This window comes from Pseudomonas sp. PS01300 (assembly GCF_029960155.1).
Taxonomy (GTDB): Bacteria; Pseudomonadota; Gammaproteobacteria; order Pseudomonadales; family Pseudomonadaceae; genus Aquipseudomonas; species Aquipseudomonas palmensis.
Window position 1 is genome coordinate 57,605 of record NZ_JASCPN010000019.1, and the last position, 19,995, is coordinate 77,599.

Sequence of the window (19,995 nt, forward strand, 5' to 3'; positions counted from 1 at the left end):
ACTGCGCGCAGGTTCTCGACAGGGGTGCACCCATGCTGGCTTCCTGGACGTTCTGGGCGATTCTGTCGGCGATATTCGCCGCCTTGACCGCCATATTTGCCAAGGTTGGCGTGACCGGCATCAATTCGGACTTCGCCACCCTGCTGCGCACGGTGGTGGTGCTGGTGAGCCTGGCGCTGATTCTGTTCGCCACCGGCCAGTACCAGTCACTGGGGTCGATCTCGCCGCGCAGCTACCTGTTCCTGCTGCTGTCGGGGCTGGCCACCGGCGCCTCGTGGATCTGCTACTTCCGCGCCCTGCAGCTGGGGCAAGCCTCGCAGGTAGCGCCTGTGGACAAACTCAGCGTGGTGCTGGTGGCGGTGCTCGGCGTTACTTTGCTGGGCGAGCGGCTCGACCTGCGTCAGTGGGGCGGCATCAGCCTGATCACTCTGGGCGTAGTGATGCTGGCATGGCGTTAGCGCGCAGAGGTGTTGCCGGTAACTTCAGCGGTGCCTGCAGCGCGGTGCGGCCATAGAAGCACAGCGCGGTCGGCAGGCAGGTCAACCAGACGAAGATCCCCGCCCAGAAGGTGTGCGACATGTAGTGCCAGCCCTGCATCACGCGGGTGGTGCCGTACACCATGCCCAGCAGCACGATGAATCCCAGCAGCTTGCGTGCGTGCGCCCAGCGCCAGCGGCGGGCCACGAAGTACAGCGCCATCAGGGTGAAGCCGCTGGAGGCATGCCCGCCGGGCCAGCAGCGCCCGTCACCGGCCTTGTGCAGCAGGTCGAACTGTTGGTACCACTCCAGGCGCGGATGGGCACCGCCGTAGAATGTGGTCTCTACCGGGCAGTACACCCCTGTGTGGCTCTTGAGGTAGTGAATGATGGCGGTGCACAGTGCGAATGCCACCACCACGAACAGCAGGTCGCGCCGGTGCCGGGTGGTGAAGCGCAGCACGCCGGCAATGCGGCTGCGTTGCAGCAGCCGGGTGGCGGCGGCCTGCGGATGGCGGGCGAAAAGCGGCCACACGAAGGACAACAGGGCGCCGATCAGTGCGGCTTCGCCTGTCCAGTTGGGCAGGACGCGGGGCCACTTGTGGGTCACTTTCTCGAACCAGGCGTCGTGCAGCAGGGTGAACTGGCCGCTGGCCGGGTCGATGAACAACTGGCTGAACCAGCGGTCGAGGCCGGTGAGGTCGAAGGCCACGAACACGACCAGTGCCAGCAGCAGGGGCAGGCCCAGGTGGGTGAGGTAGAACGACTGGCGTGGCGACATGCTCATTGCTCCGCCCTGGCCAGCAGCTTGCGCCATTCGGGGGCGTTCATGCGGCCGAGGATTCTCGGTTTGCCGCTGGCGCCCACCGAGACGAATACGGCTTCGGCGTAGGCGCTGGAGCGTTCGCCACCGGGCACGTTCAACTGGCGTTCGAGCTGGTCTATGCAGCCGCTGTGGGTCACCAGCACCAGGTTGCGCTCGGCGGCCTTGCGCGCCAGGGCGTTGTCGGCGAAACCCTTGTTGCATTGCTGCAGCCAGTCCTCACTGGCTGCCAGCTTGCCGAACATGAAGTGCGCGGTTTGCTGGGTGCGGGTCAGGGGGCTGGTCAGTATGTCGGCATGCTCCAGGCCCAGGCGCTGCAGCCCTTCGCCCACCTGCGCCGCAGCCTGGCTGCCCGCCTGGGTGATACCTTGCGGATCATCCAGGCACGGGTTGCGCGAGCGGTCGCAACGCTCGGCATGCCGCACCAGCACGATGACTTCACCTTTGGCCCAGTCGGCATACACACCGCTGTTGCGCATCTGTCTTTCGCTACCCAGGTCCACGATCGCCAACCCTCTGACCAGCCACAGGCTTGAAACGGCCAGTGCAAGCAAGGTGCACAGGCCCAGCAGGAACGTCGCCGAAGGCAGGCGTCGTCGTCGCCCCGGACGGGCTGGGATCAAGGTCTGGTCGTGTACTGCATCGTGCAACATGGGGCCGCTCCGGCTACCGCGAGAATGTGTGCACGGTAAGCAACGGCCTGTGGTGAATCGGTGAAGGCGATGTGAAAGCCTTGTGGGGCAAGGGGCAACAGCACGTTGCAGTTTCAATTCAATGAAGTAATAAGTTGTTACTCTCGGACATAAACTGAAACGCGGCGTAAATAATGTAAATCGGCTTTGAGTGATAATTGCTCGTAAATAGTATTGCGCATCATTTTCTGATGGTGGGCATTACCAATGGCACAACTTTCAATAAAAAGCCGTCGTTCTGAATCCGGTCATCTGTGTACTGCACTGGGGTTGGCGGTAGCCTCCTGGTCGACAGCCAGTATTGCGCAAACTTCCACACCGGCTGCATCGTCCACCGCATCGTCGGTGGAACTCGATGCCACCGATGTGAAGGGCGTGCACCATGAAACGTTCAAGGTCGATAACGCCTCCTCGCCCAAGTTCACCGCCCCGCTGCGCGACACGCCAAAGTCCGTGACCATCATCAATGAAGCGCTGATCAAGGAGCGTGGCGCCACGTCCCTGACCGATGTACTGCGCACCACTCCCGGCATCACCCTGGGCGCGGGCGAGGGTGGCACGCCACTGGGCGACCGCCCGTTCATTCGCGGCTTCGAAGCCAGTACCGATATCCAGATCGACGGCCTGCGCGACCTGGGCCGCGCCTCCCACGAGGCGTTCAACATCGAGACCGTGGAAATCGTCAAGGGGCCGGGCTCGGCCTACAGCGGCCGGGGTTCCACCGGTGGCTCGATCAACCTGGTGAGCAAGGCGGCCAAGGCCGAGGACTTCATTGGCGGCAGCTTTACCCTGGGTACCGACCAGCTGCGTCGCACCACCCTCGATGTCAACCAGTACCTGGGCGAGCAGGACCTGGCGTTTCGTCTCAACGCGATGAAGCACGAGGCCGACACCCCCGGGCGCGACCATGTCGAGGTCAGCCGCTGGGGCATTGCGCCGACGATCACCTGGGGCCTGCAGGGCCCGACCCGGGTCACCGCCAGTTACTACCACCTGCAAACCGACGACATTCCCGATCAGGGCCACCCGGTTTCGTTGATTACCAACAAGCCGGTGAAGGTCGACCGCGACAACTTCTACGGGCTGGTGGATCGAGACTTCCGGAAAACTTCCGCCGACCTTGCCACCTTCAGCATTGAACATGACTTCAATGAACACCTGAGCCTGCGCAATACCCTGCGCGGTGGCCGCACCATGCAGAACTATGTCATGAGCCGTCCGGTGTTCGCCAATGTGGGCCAGGAAGAGAGCGGGCTGGTGTCCCGGGGCTTTCGCCCGCGCAATGTGGTCAACACGTCGCTGATCAACCAGACCGACCTGTTCGGTACCTTCGACACCGGCACCATCAAGCACACTTACGCAGCCGGTATCGAAGTCAGCCGCGAAACCATCACCGACAAGGACAAGTACCAGGGCAACAACGGACGCCCGGGCGACCTTTACGACCCCAACCCGCACGACGGGGGCTGGACCCTGTTGCCGGGCACCGGCCAGGTCACCAGCAAGTACCAGACCGACACCCGCTCGCTGTATGTGTTCGACACGCTCGGCCTGCATGAGCAGTGGGACCTGAACCTGGGCCTGCGCTACGACGACTACGACGTGAAGAACCGCGTCGCCGGTGGCGCCGAGTCGTCCAGCGAGCTGTGGAACTACCAGGTGGGTATCGTCTTCAAGCCATTGCCCAACGGCAGCATCTACCTGTCCTACGGCACCTCGTCCAACCCGTCGGGCGAAAACACCCAGTCCGGTGGTGCCGATGGTGCCGGTGCCGGCAACCTCAACGGCAACAAGGCCAACCTCGACCCCGAACGCTCGCGCAGCCTGGAGCTGGGCACCAAGTGGGACGTGTTCAACGAGCAGCTGTCGCTGACCGCAGCGGTGTTCCGTACCGAGAAGACCAATGCACGCGTGACCGATCCAGTCTCGGGCCTGGTGGCACTGGATGGCGACCAGCGTGTCACCGGCCTGGAGCTGGGCGCCACCGGACGCATCACCGATGCCTGGGCGGTGTGGGCCGGCTATACCTACCTGGATGCCGAAGTGGTGAAGGCCGGTGGCAACGGCGCCAACGACGGCAACCAGTCCAAGTTCATCGCGCCCAACAGCTTCAGCCTGTGGACCTCGTACGACATCGATGCACGCTGGACAGTCGGCGCTGGCGCCAACTACATGGACGAGCGCTACATGAACGACGCCAATACCATCACCGTCGACGACTACTGGCGCTACGACGCGATGGTCGGCTACAAGGTCAACAAGAACCTCGACCTGCAGCTCAACCTGCTCAACCTGACCGACGAAACCATCTACGACGCCTCGCACGTGGGCCTGTTTGCCACGGTGGCCCCGGGGCGTTCAGCCGAGTTGACTGCCAACTTCCGTTTCTGAGGCTGGGCGCTCGGGCATTGCCTGCCTACGCTGTACACTGCAAGGCAGTGATCACGGAGCAGGCAATGACCCCGATACTTGAACTGGAGAGCGCGCGGCTGCGGCTGCGCCAGTGGCAGGACGACGACCTCGCCGAGTTCGCCGCCCTGTGTGCCGACCCACTGGTGATGCAGTACTTCCCGGCGCCGCTGAGCCGGGTCGAAAGCGCCGCACTGATTGGCCGCATCCGCGGCCATTTTGCCGAGTACGGGTTCGGCCTGTGGGCCCTGGAGCGCCAGGACAGCGGGGCGTTCATCGGCATGACCGGCTTGCTCAATGTGAGCTTCGATGCGCCGTTCACCCCGGCGGTGGAGATCGGCTGGCGGCTGGCGCGGCGCCACTGGGGCCAGGGCTTCGCCAGCGAGGCGGCCTGGACCTGCCTGCGCTGTGCGTTCGCCCAGCTGGGCCTGGACGAAGTGGTGTCGTTCACTACCCAGGGCAATCTGCCGTCGCAGAAGGTGATGCAGGCCATCGGCATGCAGCCCGATCCGCTGGGCGATTTCGAGCACCCGCGCCTCGAGCCTGGCCACCCCTTGCGCCCCCATGTGCTGTACCGGATCAACCGCGCCCAGTGGCAGGCCACCTTGCATGGCTGAATCGCAGAACATACAGGCCGCCAATGACAAACCCTGTATTATTTGCGCCCTGGGCCTTGCTTTGGAGAATCTCGAATGAGCCACGTGTTGGACGATCTGGTCGACCTGTTGAGTCTGGAGGCGATCGAGGAAAACCTGTTCCGCGGACGCAGCCAGGACCTGGGCTTTCGTCAGCTGTACGGGGGCCAGGTACTGGGCCAGTCGCTGTCGGCGGCCAGCCAGACGGTCGAAGAGGCGCGCCACGTGCATTCGTTGCATGGCTATTTTCTGCGTCCGGGCGATGCGTCGATGCCGGTGGTGTATTCGGTGGACCGCGTGCGTGACGGCGGCAGCTTCAGCACCCGCCGGGTGACGGCGATCCAGAAGGGCCAGCCGATCTTCACCTGCAGCGCCTCGTTCCAGTACGACGAGGAAGGCTTCGAGCACCAGGGCCAGATGCCCCAGGTGGTCGGCCCCGAGAACCTGCCGTCGGAAGTGGAACTGGCCGAGCGCATGGCCGATCAGTTGCCCGAGCATATTCGCGACAAGCTGCTGTGCGCCAAGCCCATCGAAGTGCGCCCGGTGACCGAGAAGGACCCCTTCAACCCCAAGCCCGGCGACCCGGTGAAGTACGCGTGGTTTCGTGCCGACGGCAACCTGCCCGACTCCCAGGCGCTGCACAAGTACATGCTGGCATACGCCTCGGACTTCGGCCTGCTGACCACTTCGCTGATGCCCCACGGCAAGTCGGTGTGGCACCGCGACATGCAGCTGGCCAGCCTCGACCATGCGCTGTGGTTTCACGGCAACCTGCGCGCCGATGACTGGCTGCTGTACGCCATGGACAGCCCGTGGGCGGGCAATGCGCGCGGCTTTGCCCGTGGCAGCATCTTCAATCGCGCCGGGCAGCTGGTGGCCTCGTCGTGCCAGGAAGGCCTGATTCGCCATCGCAAGGACTGGGCATGAGCCTGCGCTCGATTCGCCACTGGGTGTTCGACATGGACGGCACCCTGACCGTTGCCGTGCATGACTTTGCGGCCATTCGCGTGGCGCTGGACATCCCGGCGCAGGACGACATTCTTACCCATCTGGCGGCCCTGCCTGCGGCAGAGGCGGCGGCCAAGCATGCCTGGCTGCTGGAGCACGAGCGCGAACTGGCAGTGGCCTCGCAGGCGGCGCCGGGGGCGGTGGCGCTGGTGCGCGAGCTGGCGGCGCGGGGCTGCCGGCTGGGGATCCTGACGCGCAATGCGCGCGAGCTGGCGCATGTGACGCTGGAGGCGATCGGCCTGGCCGACTGCTTCCCGGTGCAGGACATCATCGGCCGCGACGAGGCTCCGCCCAAGCCGCACCCGGGCGGGCTGCTGCAACTGGCCCAGGCGTGGGACGTGGCACCGGCGCAGATGGTGATGGTCGGTGACTATCGCTTCGATCTGGACTGCGGGCGTGCGGCGGGTGCGCGCACGGTGCTGGTGAACGTGCCGCAGAACCCGTGGCCGCAGCTGGTGGATTGGCATGCGGCTGATTGTGGGGTGTTGCACGGGATGCTGGAGTAGGTCCGTGCGGGCCTCTTCGCCGGCCTTGCCGGCGAAGAGGCCCGGATCATCGACCCAGGCCTTCGATCAGAACGCCCAGCGCGTAGTCAGCATCAGGTTGCGCGCTTCGCCATAGTAGGTGGTGTCGAAGTTGCCCAGCCCGGCCAGGTAGCGTTTGTCGAACACGTTGTTGGCGTTGAGCGTGAAGCTCAGGTGGTCGTTGTACTGGTAGCGGCCCATCAGGTCGACCAGGGTGTAGCCACCCTGCTTGATGAAGGTGTAATCCTTCACCGTAGGGCTGTAGATCTGGCCGTAGAACGCGCTCTGCCAGTTCACCCCGCCACCCACCGTGACCTTGTCCAGCGCTCCCGGCAGGCGGTAGGTGGTGAACAGCCGCAGCAGTTGCTCAGGCTTGGTGGTGCTCATCGGCGAGCCGAAGATGCGCTGGTGGTCCTTGTCGCGAGAGCGCGCATAGGTATAGCCGGCCGACAGGTTCCAGCCCTCCTGCAGTTCGCCGGCAATCTCCAGCTCCACGCCCTCGGTGGTTGCGCCGCGGGTAGCCTTGTAGATCCCCTCGTTGGTGTTGGTGGTGCCGGTCTGCACCGCCACGTTGTCCTGCTCGATACGGAACAGCGCCAGGCTGGCATTGAGCCGCCCCTCGAAGTAGGCCGCCTTCAGCCCTGTCTCGTAGCTGTCGCCCTCCACCGGATCCAGCGGGGTGCGGTTTGCGTCCTTGTAGGTCTGTGGCTGGTAGATCGAGGTGTAGCTGGCATACACCGAGTAGGTGTCGTCCAGGTCATACACCACGCCGGCATATGGGGTCACCACGCCATGCTGCTTGTAGCCGGCCTGGTTGTCGCTGAAGTACACCGGGTTGAGGCCGTCGTAATCGTAGTTGTCGTTGTACTTGAAGGTGCTGACGCGGGTGCCGAGGATCAGCGACAGGTCGTCGGTGGGGCGCAGGCGGGTGGCGATGTACGCGCCGTTCTGGCGCTTGGTCTGCTCGTACTTGCCGTTTTTCGGGAAGTCCGGCACGCCGATCTTGCCGTTCCATTCGTAGATGTTGCCCGGTGTGCCGCCCAGGCTGGTGTCCCAGGTGGCGCCGGTCTGGCGCGAGTTGGCCGCGTTGAAACCCATCACCAGGTCGTGCTGGCGGCCCAGCAGGGTGAAGGGGCCGGACAGGTTGATGTCAGCCGTGTTCTGCACCCGGTGACCTTCCCAGCGGCCCCAGAACATGAACATGCCTTCGCCCGTGGCACGGTCGGGATTGCCGCCGCTGGCGGAGGCAAGGCGCGTGTCGTGGTCGCTCTGCAGCTGGTTGACGCTGAGCTTCAGGCTCCAGTCGTTGGCCAGCGCCTGCTCCAGCGAGGCGAAGTAGGTGCGGTTCTGGAAGTCGCGACGGCTCCAGTCGGCCCCCGGGTTGAACCGGCGCGAAAAGTCGGTGCGTCCGCCATCGGCGAAGTACACCGGGTTGCCGGTCCAGGAGGTGCCGCGCGGGGTGGTGGTCTGCTGGTCGATACCCACAGTCAGCAGGGTGTCGGGGGTGACGTCGACTTCGAGGATGCCGTAGTACACCTCTTTCTTCTGCTGGTAGTGGTCCTGGTAGCCCTTCCTGTCCTGCTGCGCGCCGACGAAGCGCCCGCGCACGCTGCCGCTGTCGTTCAACGGGCCGGAAACATCGCCTTCGCCACGGTAGTCGTCCCAGCTGCCGGCGCTACCCGACAGCGAGGCCTGGAACTGCGCGGTGGGTTTCTTGCGGATCAGGTTGACGGTGGCCGAAGGGTCGCCGGAACCGGTCATCAGGCCGGTGGCCCCCTTGAGCACTTCGACGTGGTCGTAGATCGCCATGTCGACATGCGCGGTGCCTTCATCGTACACGCCGTCGTAGATGGTGTTGACGCCGTCGTACTGGAAGTTGGTGATGGCCAGGCCACGGCTGGAGAATTCGGTACGGTCGCTGTCGTAGGCCTGGGCGGAGACGCCGGGGGTGTTGCGCAGCACGTCGGTGATGCTCTGCGCGCCCTGGTCATCCATCTGCTGGCGGGTGACCACGGTGACCGATTGCGGGGTTTCGCGGATCGACAGCGGCAGCTTGGTGGCGGTGCGGGTGGCGGCGGTGGTGTAGGCGCCGGTGTTTTCGGTGGTCTCGCCAAGGGTATTGCTTTCGATGCTGGTGGCCCCCAGCTCGACGGCGCCGCCGTTGCCGGCTGGCACCAGCACGTAGCCGCCATTGGACTGGCGCTGGGCCTGCAGGCCGCTGCCCGCCAGCAGTCGCGCCAGGCCTTCATCGATGCTGTAGCTGCCCTGCAGGCCCGCCGATTGCAGGCCCTGGGTTTGCCGCGCATCGAACGACAGGGTGATGCTGGCGCGGGTGGCGAACAGGCTCAGCGCGGTGCCCAGCGGGCCTGCGGCGATCTGGAAGTGGGTGCTTGCGCTTTGTGCCAGGGCGTTTGACGGCAGCACCGCCAGCAACGGCAACGGTGCCAGCGGCAGGCTGAACAGGGCCAGGTGGACGGCGCGTAGCAGAGGGCGAGGCGCTCGCGGGCAAGGGGCGGACATGCAGGTTTTCCTTCGATTGGCTGGGCAGGGTCGCGGCTTTTTTTTCCGCTTTAACTGCGTAGCCGAATGAGAATGAAAATCGGCAACCCGGTTTTCGATGTTTTTTCAGACCGGCTCGACGCTCACCCAGTACCGCGTGAGGTAGCGCACCTTGACCGGCAGCGAGGTGCCCAGGTTCTGCAGGACGGTGTCGGTATCGTCGATGCGAAAGGCGCCGGACAGGCGCAGGTCGGCAATGCGCTCATCGCAGCGCAGCAGGCCGGGACGGTAGCGGCGCAGCTCGCTGATGAAGTCGGCCAGGCGCCACTCGATCACGGTCAGCATGCCGTCGGTCCAGGCACCTGTGCCGGGGGCCGCGCTACCGACCGCTCCGAGTTGATGCGCGTCGAAGCTCACGCTTTGCCCGCTGTCCAGGCGCAGCACTTGCCCGGGCTGATCGGCGGGGCGGACCTCCACGGCGTGCTCCAGTACGCTGACCCGGCTCAGGCCGCCCTCGCTGTGCACGCTGAAACGGGTGCCCAGGGCGCGGATACGGCCTTCCGGGGTTTGCACCAGGAAGGGCCGGCCTGGGGCGTCGGCGGCGGTTTGCACCATGATTTCGCCGCTGTACAGGCGCAGCAGGCGCTGCTGACCGTCGAATTCGATATCCAGCGCGGTGTCGGTGTTGAGTTCCAGTTGACTACCATCGGCCAGTGTCACGTGGCGGCGCTGGCCCTTGCCGGTACGCAGCCCGGCCATCAGCTCGCGGCCCGTGTCGCTTTCGCGCACGGCCCAGCCGGTGATGCCCACGCCCATCAGCAGGGCCAGGGTCTTGAGCACGGCGCGGCGTCGCGCGCGTACGCCGGCCAGGGTCGGCAGGGCCACGTCGGCGGGCAGGCGGCCAAGCTGGCGCTGCAGTTTTTCCACCCGCGCCCAGGCCTGGGCATGGGCCTGGCTCTTGCCCAGCCAGTCCCGCCAGGCCTGCACCTGGGCCTCGCTGGGCTGCGCGGCATTGAGCTTGACGTACCAGCTGGCCGCCGCCTCCAGGGTTGAGTAGTCCAGGGGCTGGGCCATGTCAGTCGTCCGTCAGCAGCAGGCAGTGGGTCATGGCGCGAATCATGTGTTTTTTCACCGTGGTCACCGACACGCCCATGCGCTCGGCGGTGGCCACGTAGCTCAGGCCCTCGAGCTGCACCGCCAGGAAGATCTGCCGGGTGCGTTCGCCCATGCCGTCGAGCAGGGTATCGACGGCCACCAGGGTTTCGAGAATCAGCAGGCGCGTTTCGGGCGACTCGACGACGCGCTCCGGGCGGGTGGCCAGTTCGGCGAGGTAGGCCTGTTCCAGGGCCTTGCGGCGAAACTTGTCGACCATCAGCGCATGGGCGATGGCGCCCAGGTAGCTGCGCGGTTCACGAATGGTCTGGGCATTGCGTGCGGTCAGCACCCGGATGAAGGTGTCCTGGGCAAGGTCTGCGGCATCGCTGGCGTTGCCCAGGCGCGCGCGCAGCCAGCTTTTCAACCAACCGTTGTGTTCGCTGTAGAGCGCGTGCAGGGCAGCGTGATCGGGTGCGGGCATGGCGCGGAGGATACTGAGTAATTGATAATTAGTCGCATTATTGTGGTTTGCCGGCGGATTGTGCAAGTGCTGGTGCTTGACCTGCGTCAGGCACGGGCGAAGACTGGTTGACCCTTTACAGACACGAGCGAGGCGCTTCCCATGAGCCACAAGGCCATTTACGTTCAACCCGGCGGCGGATATCACAAGGTGCAGGTGGGCACGTGCGAAGCGCCGGCGCCGCAGGCGGGCGAGATCACCGTGCGCCTGCGTGCCAACTCGCTCAACTACCACGACTTTGCCGTGGTCAGCGGCATGTGGGGGCCTGCCGAGCCGCGCATTCCGATGGCCGATGGTGCCGGTGAAGTGGTGGCCGTGGGCGCCGGGGTGAGCGAGTTCGCTGTCGGTGATGCGGTGGTCAGCACCTTCTTCCCCGACTGGCTGGATGGCGCGCCGCTGATCGAAGGCTTTGCCACGGTGCCGGGCGATGGCATCGACGGCTATGCCCGCGAGCAGGTGACGGCCCGTGCCACTTCGTTTACCCATGCGCCCAAAGGTTGGAGCCACGCCGAAGCGGCCACGCTGACCACTGCGGGCTTGACCGCCTGGCGTGCACTGATGGCCGACGACGCACTCAAGCCAGGCGACACTGTGCTGGTGCAGGGCACCGGCGGGGTGTCGATCTTCGCCTTGCAGTTCGCCAAGCTGGCGGGCGCCACGGTGATCGCCACCTCCTCCAGCGACGCCAAGCTCGAACGCCTCAAGGCCCTGGGCGCCGACCACCTGATCAACTACCGCACCACCCCTGCCTGGGGCGAGCAGGTGCGCAGCCTGACCCACAATCGTGGTGTGGACCATGTGATCGAGGTGGGCGGCCCGGCCACGCTGGAGCAATCGATGATTGCCGCGCGCATTGGCGGGCACATCTCGTTGATCGGCATCCTCACCGGCGTGGCGGGGCAGTTGCCGCTGGTGCAGGCGCTGGTGCGCCAGTTGCGCCTGCAGGGGGTACTGGTAGGTAGCCGTGCCCAGCAGCAGGCCATGGTGCGCGCCATCGACGCCAACGGCCTTCGCCCGGTGATCGACAAGCACTTTGGCCTGGAGCAGATCGCCGATGCGTTCCGCTATCAGGAAACCAACCAGCATTTCGGCAAGATCGTGCTGGATATCTGAGGCACGCCCCGACACGACAAAGCCCGCTTCTGGCGGGCTTTGTCGTGTCTGGCGGTTGAGGTCAGAAGTCGTAGCGCACGTTGGCGGTAAAGGTGTCGGCATCGAAGCCGCTGCTGGTCAGGTAGTTGTACGACCCGCCCAGGCTCCAGGCACCGACGCGGTAGGTTGCGCCCAGGCCCAGCTCGTAGCTGTCGCGCGCCGGGGTGGCGCCGCGGGTGGTGAATGGCGTGCCACCCAGCACGAAGGTGGAGGTGGTGCCGGCCTTGTCGCCGATGAAGTCATGCCAGGCCATCAGCTTGGCTTCCGGCTCCAGGCTGCCCACGCCCAGGTCGAAGGCGGCTGCCAGGCGTGCGCCCAGGCCCATCTCGCCGATTTCGTAACGCTGGCTGCCGACGTTGAGCGCCGCCGAGCTGCCTTTTTCACGGTACGAGTCGATCGAGACATTGGCGTAGCGCGCACCGATCTGCGGCTCGAGCACTACCTGGCGGTCGAGCTGGAAGGTGTAGCCGGCCAGCGCGTTGACGCCGAAGATCTCGCTGTCGTAGTCGGCCTTGGCGCGGCTGCCGGCGATGTAGCGTTTGGACTCGTTGTCGTTCCAGCCGTACATCACCGAAGCGTCGACGAAGTAGCTGTCGAGGGTCCAGTTGCCGTACAAGGTCAGGGCATGGCCGCTGACATCGGTCTTGTTGCCCCGGTCGGATTTGACGTCGCTGGTCAGGTAGCTGTACGCCAGGCCCACGGTGGTATCGGGGTCGAGCTTGCCGTCGGCGCCCACGGCGATGCCGTTGGTGTTGGCATCGTAACCGTCGATACCGTGGCGACGATCCTGATCGGCATCGCTGGACAGTGCCTGTACCCATACGCCAGTGCCCGACAGGCCTTCACCGGACGACAGGCCGTTGCGGGCATTGCTGGAGCGGCGGGTGACGGCGTTGCCGACCAGGGTCTGGCTGCTGGTGGCGGCATTGATCACGCCGCGGCTGACATCCGGGGTCAGGGTTTCGGCGAGACTGGCCAGTTGCGCATCGCTGCTGGCGTTGGCGAAGGCCTGGAATACCGGATCGCTTTCGCTGAGCTGGCCCATCACGGTGTTCTTGAACGGTTGTATGGCATTGACCGCATTGCGCGAAGCACGGGCGCCGAGCAGGTTCTGCTCGATCGCTTCATCGCTGCGGGTTGCGACCAGCGCCTTCACATCCTGGCCCTCGATGCCGAAGTTTTTCACTTCGAGCAGCGCCGAGGACGAGACCACCGACAGGTTCTGCGCCTCTTCCCAGGTGCCGGAGTTCAGCAGGGTGTAGCGGGTGCCCTGGGCCGGGGTGCGGAAGTCGTCGGAGCGGGCTTGCAGCTCGATCTGGCTACCTGCGGAGAAGTAGGTGTTGCCGGTCACCTTGAGAATCGGTGAATCGGGCAGGGTCGTGTTGTCCAGCAGCAGACGCAGGCGTGCGGTGTCGCTGTCGAGGTCGAGATCGCCGTCCAGCGTGGTGTGCGGCGCCAGCAGGGTCAGGGTGCCACCGTCGATGTCCACGTAGCCGGCACGGATGGTCGAACCGCCGAAAGCCACGTCGCCTTTGACCAGCACGCCACTCAGCCCCAGCAGATCGCCTTTTACCTGGCCGCCGGACCAGTAGAAGTACGACTGCGCGTTGCTGTCTTCGGCCAGAATCGCCGCAGTGCCGCCTTCGAGCAGGCCGGCGGTCTGGGTGATCGAAAACAGATTGCTGCCGCTCAGGTTGACCAGATGGATGCCGATGCCATCTGCCGAAATGGTGCCGCTGTTGTTGATGTTGCTTTTGTAGGGCGGGGTGATGGACCCGCTGAAGACGGCATTCTCGACTTCGATACCGGCCGAGTCGGCGCCACGCGCGGTGATGGTGCCGCTGTTGATGATGCTCGACTGGGTGGAGGTGATCATCATGCCGTTGGCGTTCTGGCCCGTCACGGCAATGCTGCCGCTGTTGATCACATCACCGGCAATCTTGGCCAGGTACAGGTCCAGGCCCATGGCGCCTTCGCCGGTCACGTTGATGCTGCCCTGGTTGACCAGGTTGCCGCCGATGCTGGAATCGAGGGTGAGGGAAATGGCCGAGGGAATATCGGTGGCACTCGCCGCGCTGAGGTTGATCGCGCCGCTGTTGGTCAGGTTGCCCAGCACGGTGACATCGATCAGCTCGACGCCGGCGTTCTGCGATGTGCCGCTGAAGGTAGCGCTGCTGAAGGTATCGCCGTTATTGCTGTAGGCACCGGAGCTGAGGTCGTGATTCAAGTCGATAGCGGGAGAGGCATTGGCCGTGGCTGTAGCAGCGGCAATGGAAAGCGCCAGCAGTGAGCGGCGCAGCGATGCAGTATTCAAGAGGGTGTCCCTTCCAGGGTCGGACGGGACAACCAGCGCATGCTGCGTCTGTATCGGCCATCCCTGCCAGCTTGTCAGTGAGTGCTGAATCAAGCGCTGGGTACTGTACAGGATGGTTGTAGGACAATTCAGCAGCAAAAGCCGGGTAGGCTGCTTTTCACGGAAAAAATGTGAATCAGCCGGCATCTGTAGGGAAAACAGGCAGATTGGCGGGAATTTAATGGGTCGTGTGGGGTCGACCGGTGTCGTCCTGGCGAAAGCCAGGACGTCTTGCAACCGCAATCAGGCGAAGCTGATGTTGATGCGCTGCTGGCCGTAAACGACTTTGGCGGCAGAGATCAGCTGGTGCGGGCTGCTAGTTCGGTTGCCAAGCATATCGGCCTGGCATTGGATTTCGAGAGGGCAGGTTCGATGCAATTTGTGACGCGCCGATCAGCGCGTCACTGTGCATTGCTCAAGCCTGGGCCAGGCGGCCGACGCGTAGCCAGCCAAGCACGACCGCGCCAATCAGCAGGAAGCCCAGGTAGCCGAACAGCGGGTAGACCTGACCCACCAGGCTGACGAACCCGACCAGGCTGCCAACGAACGCCAGGGCGCCGGCGGCCGCCGAGCCGATGCGGAACGTGCGGGTGCCCGCTGGCAGCAATCGCGCCGAAAAGGAGTACAGGGTGCCGACGGCGGTGTTGAGGATCATCAGGAAAATGACCACGGCCATCACCAGGCCAAGCACCGGTGAAATCTCGGTGGCGATGGACAACATGGGCATGGGCAGGTCGGCCACGCTGTCCAGGCGCGACAACAGCCCCAGGCTCATCACCAGCATCAGCACCCCCAGCAACGCGCCGCCGAAGATGCCACCCCAGATGGCGTGCTTCTCGGTCTTTGCGGTGCCGCCCATGATCGACAGAAAGGGCACCCCGGCCACGATGTTGTAGGACACGTACAACAGCGCCCCCAGCAGCCAATGGCTGGCGCCGGCGTCCTGCTGGCTGGCCAGCTGATCGAGCTCGCCGAAGCTCAGGCCTCGGGTGGCCACACCATACAGGGCCACCGCTACTGCCGTGAGAATCAACAGCGGGGTGGCGGCGCCGATCATGCCAATCACCTTCTGCACATCCAGGCACACGATGGCGACCACGATCACGGTTACCGCCAGGCTGCCGAACAGGGCCGGGATGCCGAACTGCTGCTCCAGCAGGGCACCGCCACCGGCCAGCATGACCACGGTCACCGCAAACATGAAAAAGGTGATCATCAGGTCGACGAAGGCGCCCAGGTAGCGTCCGCACAGGGCGTTCACGACGTCTTTATGGGAGCTGGCCCGCAGGCGGCTGCCCATGCCTGCCAATGCCATGCCGAGAAAGATGAACAGTGAGGCGCTGACCACTGCCCCGAGCAATCCCCATACGCCGAAATCGACGAACATCAGCAGCAGTTCCCGACCGGAAGCGAACCCGGCGCCGACAATCACACCGACGAACGCGCCGGCTATTTTCAGGCTCTCTTTCATGACGATTTCCCTCGAATTATTGTTGTTAGGGCTTATGGGGCGGGCCACTTTCCGTGGCCATGCCGGGGCATCGCAGTGGCAGGCGGCAAGGGTGTGCTAGCGGGCGCCGACCCAGGCCTGGACTTCGATCTCTACGTCGACCCCCAGTGCCAGCTGGCTGCCGCCGACCGTGGAGCGCACCGGAAAACCATTGTCGAAGTAGCGCTTGTACACCTCGTTGAAACCGGCGAAATGTTGCATGTCGGTCAGCCAGACCGTGGCCTTGACCACCTGATCGAACCCCACACCGCACTCGGTCAGGGTTTCGCCGATACGGCTCATGACCGCCTCGGTTTGCTCGCGGATATCCCCGAGCACCACGTTGCCCTGTGGGTCCATTGGTACCTGCCCCGAGAGAAACAGGAAATCGCCGACACGGATGGCCTTGGAGAACGGGTAGGGCAGATGGCTGGGGTAACGCTGCAGTTGTTCGGACATGGCATTGAACCTCGTGGGTGATGAATGATTAACGCAAGCGGGCAGGTGCCAGGCGCTGTGGCTCGACACCTTGATGAAGCAGTGTTTGGGGCAGCGGCTGATCGAGCAACTGTGCGCAGGCCAGTTGCGACACGCCGGCCGCAGACTGGATGCCATAGCCGCCCTGTGCCGCGAGCCAGAAGAAGCCTTCGCGGTGATTGTCCCAGCCGACCACCAGGTCGCCATCGGCGACGAACGAGCGCAGGCCGGCCCAACTGTGACGCGGACGGCGGATGGTCAGGGAGGTGGCGGCCTCGATGTGGTAGATGCCGGTGGCGATGTCCAGCTCTTCGGGCATCACGTCATGGGGCGGCACGGGGTCGGCGTTGGCCGGGGAGCCCAGCAACTGGCCGGCATCGGGCTTGAAGTAGAAGCTTTCGTCGATGCCGATCACCGTGGGCCAGCGCGAGAAATCCATGCCCTGGGGGCCGTCGAAGGTAAAGGCTGTGCGTCGGCAGGGCTGCAAGCCGATGGGCTTCACGCCGCACTGCTGCGCAACCTCATCAGCCCAGGCGCCTGCGGCATTCACCAGCGTGCGCGCGCGCAGCTGGCGACCGTCGGCCAGGGTCAGGTGCCAGTGGCCGCCTTCGCGACTGGCGACGCTCAGTTGCGCATCGCATTGCAGCACACCACCGGCACGGCGCGCGGCGCGCAAGAAGCCCTGGTGCAGCGCATGCACGTCCAGATCGCGGGCATCGGTTTCGAGCATCGCGCCAACCATTGCCTCCGGGTTCAGGCACGGCACCAACGCGAGCGCATGCTCGGTATCGATCAACGACACATTGCCAGCCTGTGCTGCACCGGCAGCGAAGGTCTGTTCCAGCAGAGGCTGTTGCCCCTGGCCTGCGACATACAGGCAACCGCGAGGCTCCAGCAGCGCATGCTCGGTGAAATCAGCGGGCGGTTGCTCATAGAAAGTGCGGCTGGCGCGGGTCAAGGCCTGGATCTGCGGTGTTCCGTAACTTTCCATGAACATGGCTGCGGAACGACCGGTGGCGTGATAGCCCGGCTGGCTCTCGCGCTCGAGCACCACGACCCTGGCTTGCCCAGCCAGGCGATAGGCCAGGGAGGCCCCCGCAATACCGCCGCCAATGATGGCGAAATCGAAACATTCGCTGTCGTGCATACCGAGGTGCCTCCTGTTCCGAGTGGGAGAAGCAATGTCTTCGCCGCTGTTCTTGTAATTCTCAGATACGAGAAATGTAAGATATGAGAATTTTCCAGTCAACCTATTACCTTGAGGTATTATTTTTGGCCCTTGCCCGGCTTGGCCCAAGGCATTGTTTCCGTATGGCAGAGAAGTTTGCATGAGCTCCGATCCAGTCTCGCGTTCCCCGGCCCACCCCTTGATAGATCGCGCCCAGGTGGGTGCCCGTCTTCGTGTCATACGCAAGAACCAGAAACTCACGCTCAAGCAATTGTCCGAGCGTTCAGGCGTGGCGTTGTCGACCCTGTCGAAGATGGAGCTGGCGCAGGTATCGGTGAGTTACGAGAAGCTGGCGGCGGCAGCGCGGGCATTGGGTGTGGACATCGCCCAGCTGTTCAGCCCGGCCAAGGTGAGCGTGGGGGCGGTACAGCCCACGGTGGTGAGCACGGCCATCGATACGGCGGCGGGTTACAGCACGGGCAACTACGAGTACCACCCGATGGCGGGGGATTTTCCCGGGCGCAACATGACGCCGATGTATGCCCGTATCTGCGCGCGTGAGATGAGCCAGTTCGAAGACTACATTCGCCACCCCGGGCAGGAGTTTGCCGTGGTGCTTTCGGGCCGTGTGCGCATTCAGTTCGAAACGGGTGAATCCGTCAGCGTTGGTTGCCGGGAGACGGTGTATTTCAACAGCGCGATCGGGCACATCTACCTGGCTGAAGGCGAGGCGGGGAGTGACGCCGAGGTGATGGTGGTAATGACGGAGGTCTGACCTTGTGCTCGGCAGATTCCGAAAGCCATGGGGTGAGTGCCCCATGGCTGGCCGTTCAGGGGGTTAGCGCGACGCCCAGGCGTTGAAGCGTTGCTCCAGTTGTTCGCCATGGTCGGCCCAGAACAGGGGGTCTACCGGCACCTGCTGGGAAAGGTTCGCTGGCGCGGTGGGCAGTTCGGCGATGCGGTCCTTGTCGAGCAGTTGCATGGCCTGCAGGTTGGCGGCGCCGTAGTCGATATGTTCGGCGAAGCTTTTCTGTTGCGCGGGGTCGAGCGTGAAGGCAATGAACTCGCGGGTTTTCTCCTGGCGTGAAGCGCCCCGCGGGATAGCCCAGGAATCGAACTCGTAGAGGCCGCCGGACCAGACGATGTCCAGGTCGTACTTTTTCTTCTGCTTGGCCGAGAGGCGGCCGTTGTACACCGAGCTCATCACCACATCCCCCGCGGCGAGATACTGAGGTGGCTGGGCGCCGGCTTCCCACCACTGGATATGCGGCTTGATCTCATCCAGCTTGGCGAAGGCGCGGTCCTGGCCTGCCTTGGTGGCCAGCAACGTGTAGACGTCAGCGTGCGCTACCCCGTCGGCGATCAGGGCGAACTCCAGAGTCGATTTGGCCAGCTTGCGCAGGCCGCGCTTGCCCGGGAATTTCTCCACATCCCAGAAATCCTTCCAGCCGGTGGGGGCTTGCTTCAGCTTGCTGGTGTTGTAGGCCAGCACCGTCGAGTACACCAGGAACCCTATGCCGCAGGGCTGGATGGCCCCGGGAACGAAATGCTTGGTATCGAGGCCGATCTGAGCTGGGTCCAGCGTCTCGAACATGCCCTCTTCACAGCCCCGGGCGAGCTCGGCGGACTCCACCTCCACGGCATCCCAGGACACGCTGCGGGTATCGACCATGGCCTTGACCTTGGCCATTTCGCCGTTGTACTCGCCGGAAATGATCTTGCTGCCCCGGGCTTGTTGCCAGGGCTTGTAGAAGGCCTTTACCTGGGCCTCCTTGTTGGCGCCACCGAAGGAGACGATGGTGAGGTCGGCCGCGAGGCCGTGACTGGCAGTGACTATCCCCGTTGCGAGTGCTGCGAATTTCAGAGCTTTGATCATTATTGTTATCTCCTACTGTTCAAGGGTGATTGCACATCACTCGAGACACCGGGATCAATCGGTCCTCCCAGCCGAGAGACATCCGGTTCTCGTTCCATGCGCTGCAGGGCAAACCGCACAGCCAACAGCAAGGCTCGCCACGCAGCGCAGTGTTCTCCTAAGGTGGTTTTGTGGTGCCCTAAGGTTTCATGGGGGTAAGGAGGGTAAAAGCTGACTTTTTCGATTCTTGGATTGGGGTTTACTAAACTATGAATGGATGAGGGGGTTCAATTGTCACTCCCGGATGTGCTGACGATTTTTGCCATGCGATGTCATACAGGCATGAAAAAGCCCGCGCTTGGCGGGCTTTCTGGGATCGTGTCAGAGGCTGTGTGCGTACTTCTCATCAACCTTGCGTCTTTCAAGCGTGTACTGCTTCAGGTCGATTTCATCCGTGGCCAGCCTGGAGTCGAGATTGTCCATCTCGCTTCTTTTCAAGTTGGACACGTGCGCTTTAGAGGCTTGATAGTTGATCGATTCTGCAGCGTCATACCCGCTGACAGGGTCCCATAAGATCGAGATGGGCCAGAGCAAAAGGTTGACCACGCCAAACCCGTAGGAGCGCCCATAAAAGGAACCCCCGCCAGGCAGGAGGCCAAGTGCGGCTGTAGTGGTCTAATGATTCCGGACACGCATTTAGGCGAGAATGCTCGCCATAGAGAGGTGTCTGATGACCAAGCAACGTCGTACCTTTACGCCCGAGTTCAAACGCGAAGCTGCCAGCCTGGTGCTCGACCAAGGCTACAGCCACATCGAAGCA

18 protein-coding genes and 1 pseudogene are annotated in these 19,995 nt (G+C 63.9%); 8 read left to right on the forward strand and 11 right to left on the reverse strand.

Annotated elements, in window-relative coordinates; translation table 11 throughout:
• Positions 1-32 precede the first annotated feature (32 nt).
• Complete coding sequence (locus QMX96_RS12235) at positions 33-458, forward strand: EamA family transporter (protein ID WP_043863863.1); 426 nt, start codon at positions 33-35, stop codon at positions 456-458.
• Here the strand turns inward: QMX96_RS12235 and QMX96_RS12240 are convergent.
• A complete protein-coding gene (locus QMX96_RS12240) occupies positions 424-1,257 on the reverse strand; it encodes a phosphatase PAP2 family protein (protein WP_282361850.1) in 834 nt (277 codons plus the stop codon). The two genes, QMX96_RS12235 and QMX96_RS12240, sit on opposite strands and share 35 nt — an antisense overlap.
• A gap of 2 nt (positions 1,258-1,259) precedes the next feature.
• Complete coding sequence (locus tag QMX96_RS12245; RefSeq protein WP_282361851.1) at positions 1,260-1,952, reverse strand: histidine phosphatase family protein; 693 nt, start codon at positions 1,950-1,952, stop codon at positions 1,260-1,262.
• Between the two features lie 384 nt (positions 1,953-2,336).
• On the opposite strand from QMX96_RS12245, the gene QMX96_RS12250 reads away from it, so the two are divergent.
• The 4 genes from QMX96_RS12250 to QMX96_RS12265 all read left to right on the forward strand — a co-directional run bounded on the left by QMX96_RS12250 (position 2,337) and on the right by QMX96_RS12265 (position 6,549).
• Positions 2,337-4,382, forward strand: a complete 2,046-nt coding sequence (locus QMX96_RS12250; protein WP_235384365.1) for a TonB-dependent siderophore receptor — start codon at positions 2,337-2,339, stop codon at positions 4,380-4,382.
• Positions 4,383-4,447: 65 nt separating this feature from the next.
• Entirely contained in the window at positions 4,448-5,017 is a 570-nt protein-coding gene (locus QMX96_RS12255; RefSeq protein WP_043863860.1) for a GNAT family N-acetyltransferase, read from the forward strand.
• Positions 5,018-5,092: 75 nt separating this feature from the next.
• Complete coding sequence (gene tesB, locus QMX96_RS12260) at positions 5,093-5,962, forward strand: acyl-CoA thioesterase II (protein WP_043863859.1); 870 nt, start codon at positions 5,093-5,095, stop codon at positions 5,960-5,962.
• Positions 5,959-6,549, forward strand: coding sequence for an HAD family hydrolase (locus QMX96_RS12265; protein WP_054916361.1), 591 nt, complete (start codon positions 5,959-5,961; stop codon positions 6,547-6,549). Before tesB ends, QMX96_RS12265 begins: the two co-directional genes overlap by 4 nt.
• Before the next feature lie 66 nt (positions 6,550-6,615).
• Here QMX96_RS12265 and QMX96_RS12270 read toward each other — a convergent pair whose 3' ends face one another.
• The 3 genes from QMX96_RS12270 to QMX96_RS12280 all read right to left on the reverse strand — a co-directional run bounded on the left by QMX96_RS12270 (position 6,616) and on the right by QMX96_RS12280 (position 10,642).
• The gene (locus tag QMX96_RS12270; protein ID WP_080922927.1) at positions 6,616-9,087 is read right to left on the reverse strand and encodes a TonB-dependent receptor; all 2,472 of its coding nucleotides are present in this window, start codon (positions 9,085-9,087) and stop codon (positions 6,616-6,618) included.
• Positions 9,088-9,192: 105 nt separating this feature from the next.
• Complete coding sequence (locus tag QMX96_RS12275) at positions 9,193-10,140, reverse strand: FecR domain-containing protein (protein WP_282361852.1); 948 nt, start codon at positions 10,138-10,140, stop codon at positions 9,193-9,195.
• A 1-nt stretch (position 10,141) separates the two neighbouring features.
• The gene (locus QMX96_RS12280; protein ID WP_043863856.1) at positions 10,142-10,642 is read right to left on the reverse strand and encodes a sigma-70 family RNA polymerase sigma factor; all 501 of its coding nucleotides are present in this window, start codon (positions 10,640-10,642) and stop codon (positions 10,142-10,144) included.
• 141 nt (positions 10,643-10,783) lie between these two features.
• On the opposite strand from QMX96_RS12280, the gene QMX96_RS12285 reads away from it, so the two are divergent.
• Entirely contained in the window at positions 10,784-11,794 is a 1,011-nt protein-coding gene (locus tag QMX96_RS12285; protein ID WP_282361853.1) for an NAD(P)-dependent alcohol dehydrogenase, read from the forward strand.
• Between the two features lie 61 nt (positions 11,795-11,855).
• On the opposite strand, the gene QMX96_RS12290 is transcribed toward QMX96_RS12285, so the two are convergent.
• The 4 genes from QMX96_RS12290 to QMX96_RS12305 form a co-directional block, all read right to left on the reverse strand.
• On the reverse strand, positions 11,856-14,147 hold the full coding sequence (locus QMX96_RS12290; RefSeq protein ID WP_282361855.1) for an autotransporter domain-containing protein: 2,292 nt from the start codon (positions 14,145-14,147) through the stop codon (positions 11,856-11,858).
• A 454-nt stretch (positions 14,148-14,601) separates the two neighbouring features.
• Positions 14,602-15,657 (reverse strand): membrane protein, encoded by a 1,056-nt coding sequence (locus QMX96_RS12295; RefSeq protein WP_043863850.1) that lies wholly within the window; start codon positions 15,655-15,657, stop codon positions 14,602-14,604.
• Between the two features lie 96 nt (positions 15,658-15,753).
• Entirely contained in the window at positions 15,754-16,134 is a 381-nt protein-coding gene (locus QMX96_RS12300) for a RidA family protein (protein WP_058540570.1), read from the reverse strand.
• 28 nt (positions 16,135-16,162) lie between these two features.
• Positions 16,163-17,299, reverse strand: coding sequence for an FAD-dependent oxidoreductase (locus QMX96_RS12305; protein ID WP_078481353.1), 1,137 nt, complete (start codon positions 17,297-17,299; stop codon positions 16,163-16,165).
• Between the two features lie 181 nt (positions 17,300-17,480).
• On the opposite strand from QMX96_RS12305, the gene QMX96_RS12310 reads away from it, so the two are divergent.
• Complete coding sequence (locus QMX96_RS12310) at positions 17,481-18,095, forward strand: XRE family transcriptional regulator (protein WP_054916367.1); 615 nt, start codon at positions 17,481-17,483, stop codon at positions 18,093-18,095.
• A 63-nt stretch (positions 18,096-18,158) separates the two neighbouring features.
• Here the strand turns inward: QMX96_RS12310 and QMX96_RS12315 are convergent, their stop codons facing one another.
• Together QMX96_RS12315 and QMX96_RS12320 are read right to left on the reverse strand one after the other, a co-directional pair.
• Positions 18,159-19,196 carry an ABC transporter substrate-binding protein gene (locus QMX96_RS12315; RefSeq protein WP_043863846.1) on the reverse strand — a complete coding sequence of 346 codons (1,038 nt, stop codon included), beginning with the start codon at positions 19,194-19,196 and terminating at the stop codon, positions 18,159-18,161.
• Positions 19,197-19,556: 360 nt separating this feature from the next.
• Positions 19,557-19,841, reverse strand: a pseudogene (locus QMX96_RS12320) (hypothetical protein); the annotation flags it as partial.
• A gap of 64 nt (positions 19,842-19,905) precedes the next feature.
• Here QMX96_RS12320 and QMX96_RS12325 point away from each other — a divergent pair.
• Positions 19,906-19,995, forward strand: a 90-nt coding sequence (locus tag QMX96_RS12325; RefSeq protein WP_282361856.1) for a transposase, incomplete at its 3' end; no start/stop codon positions are given.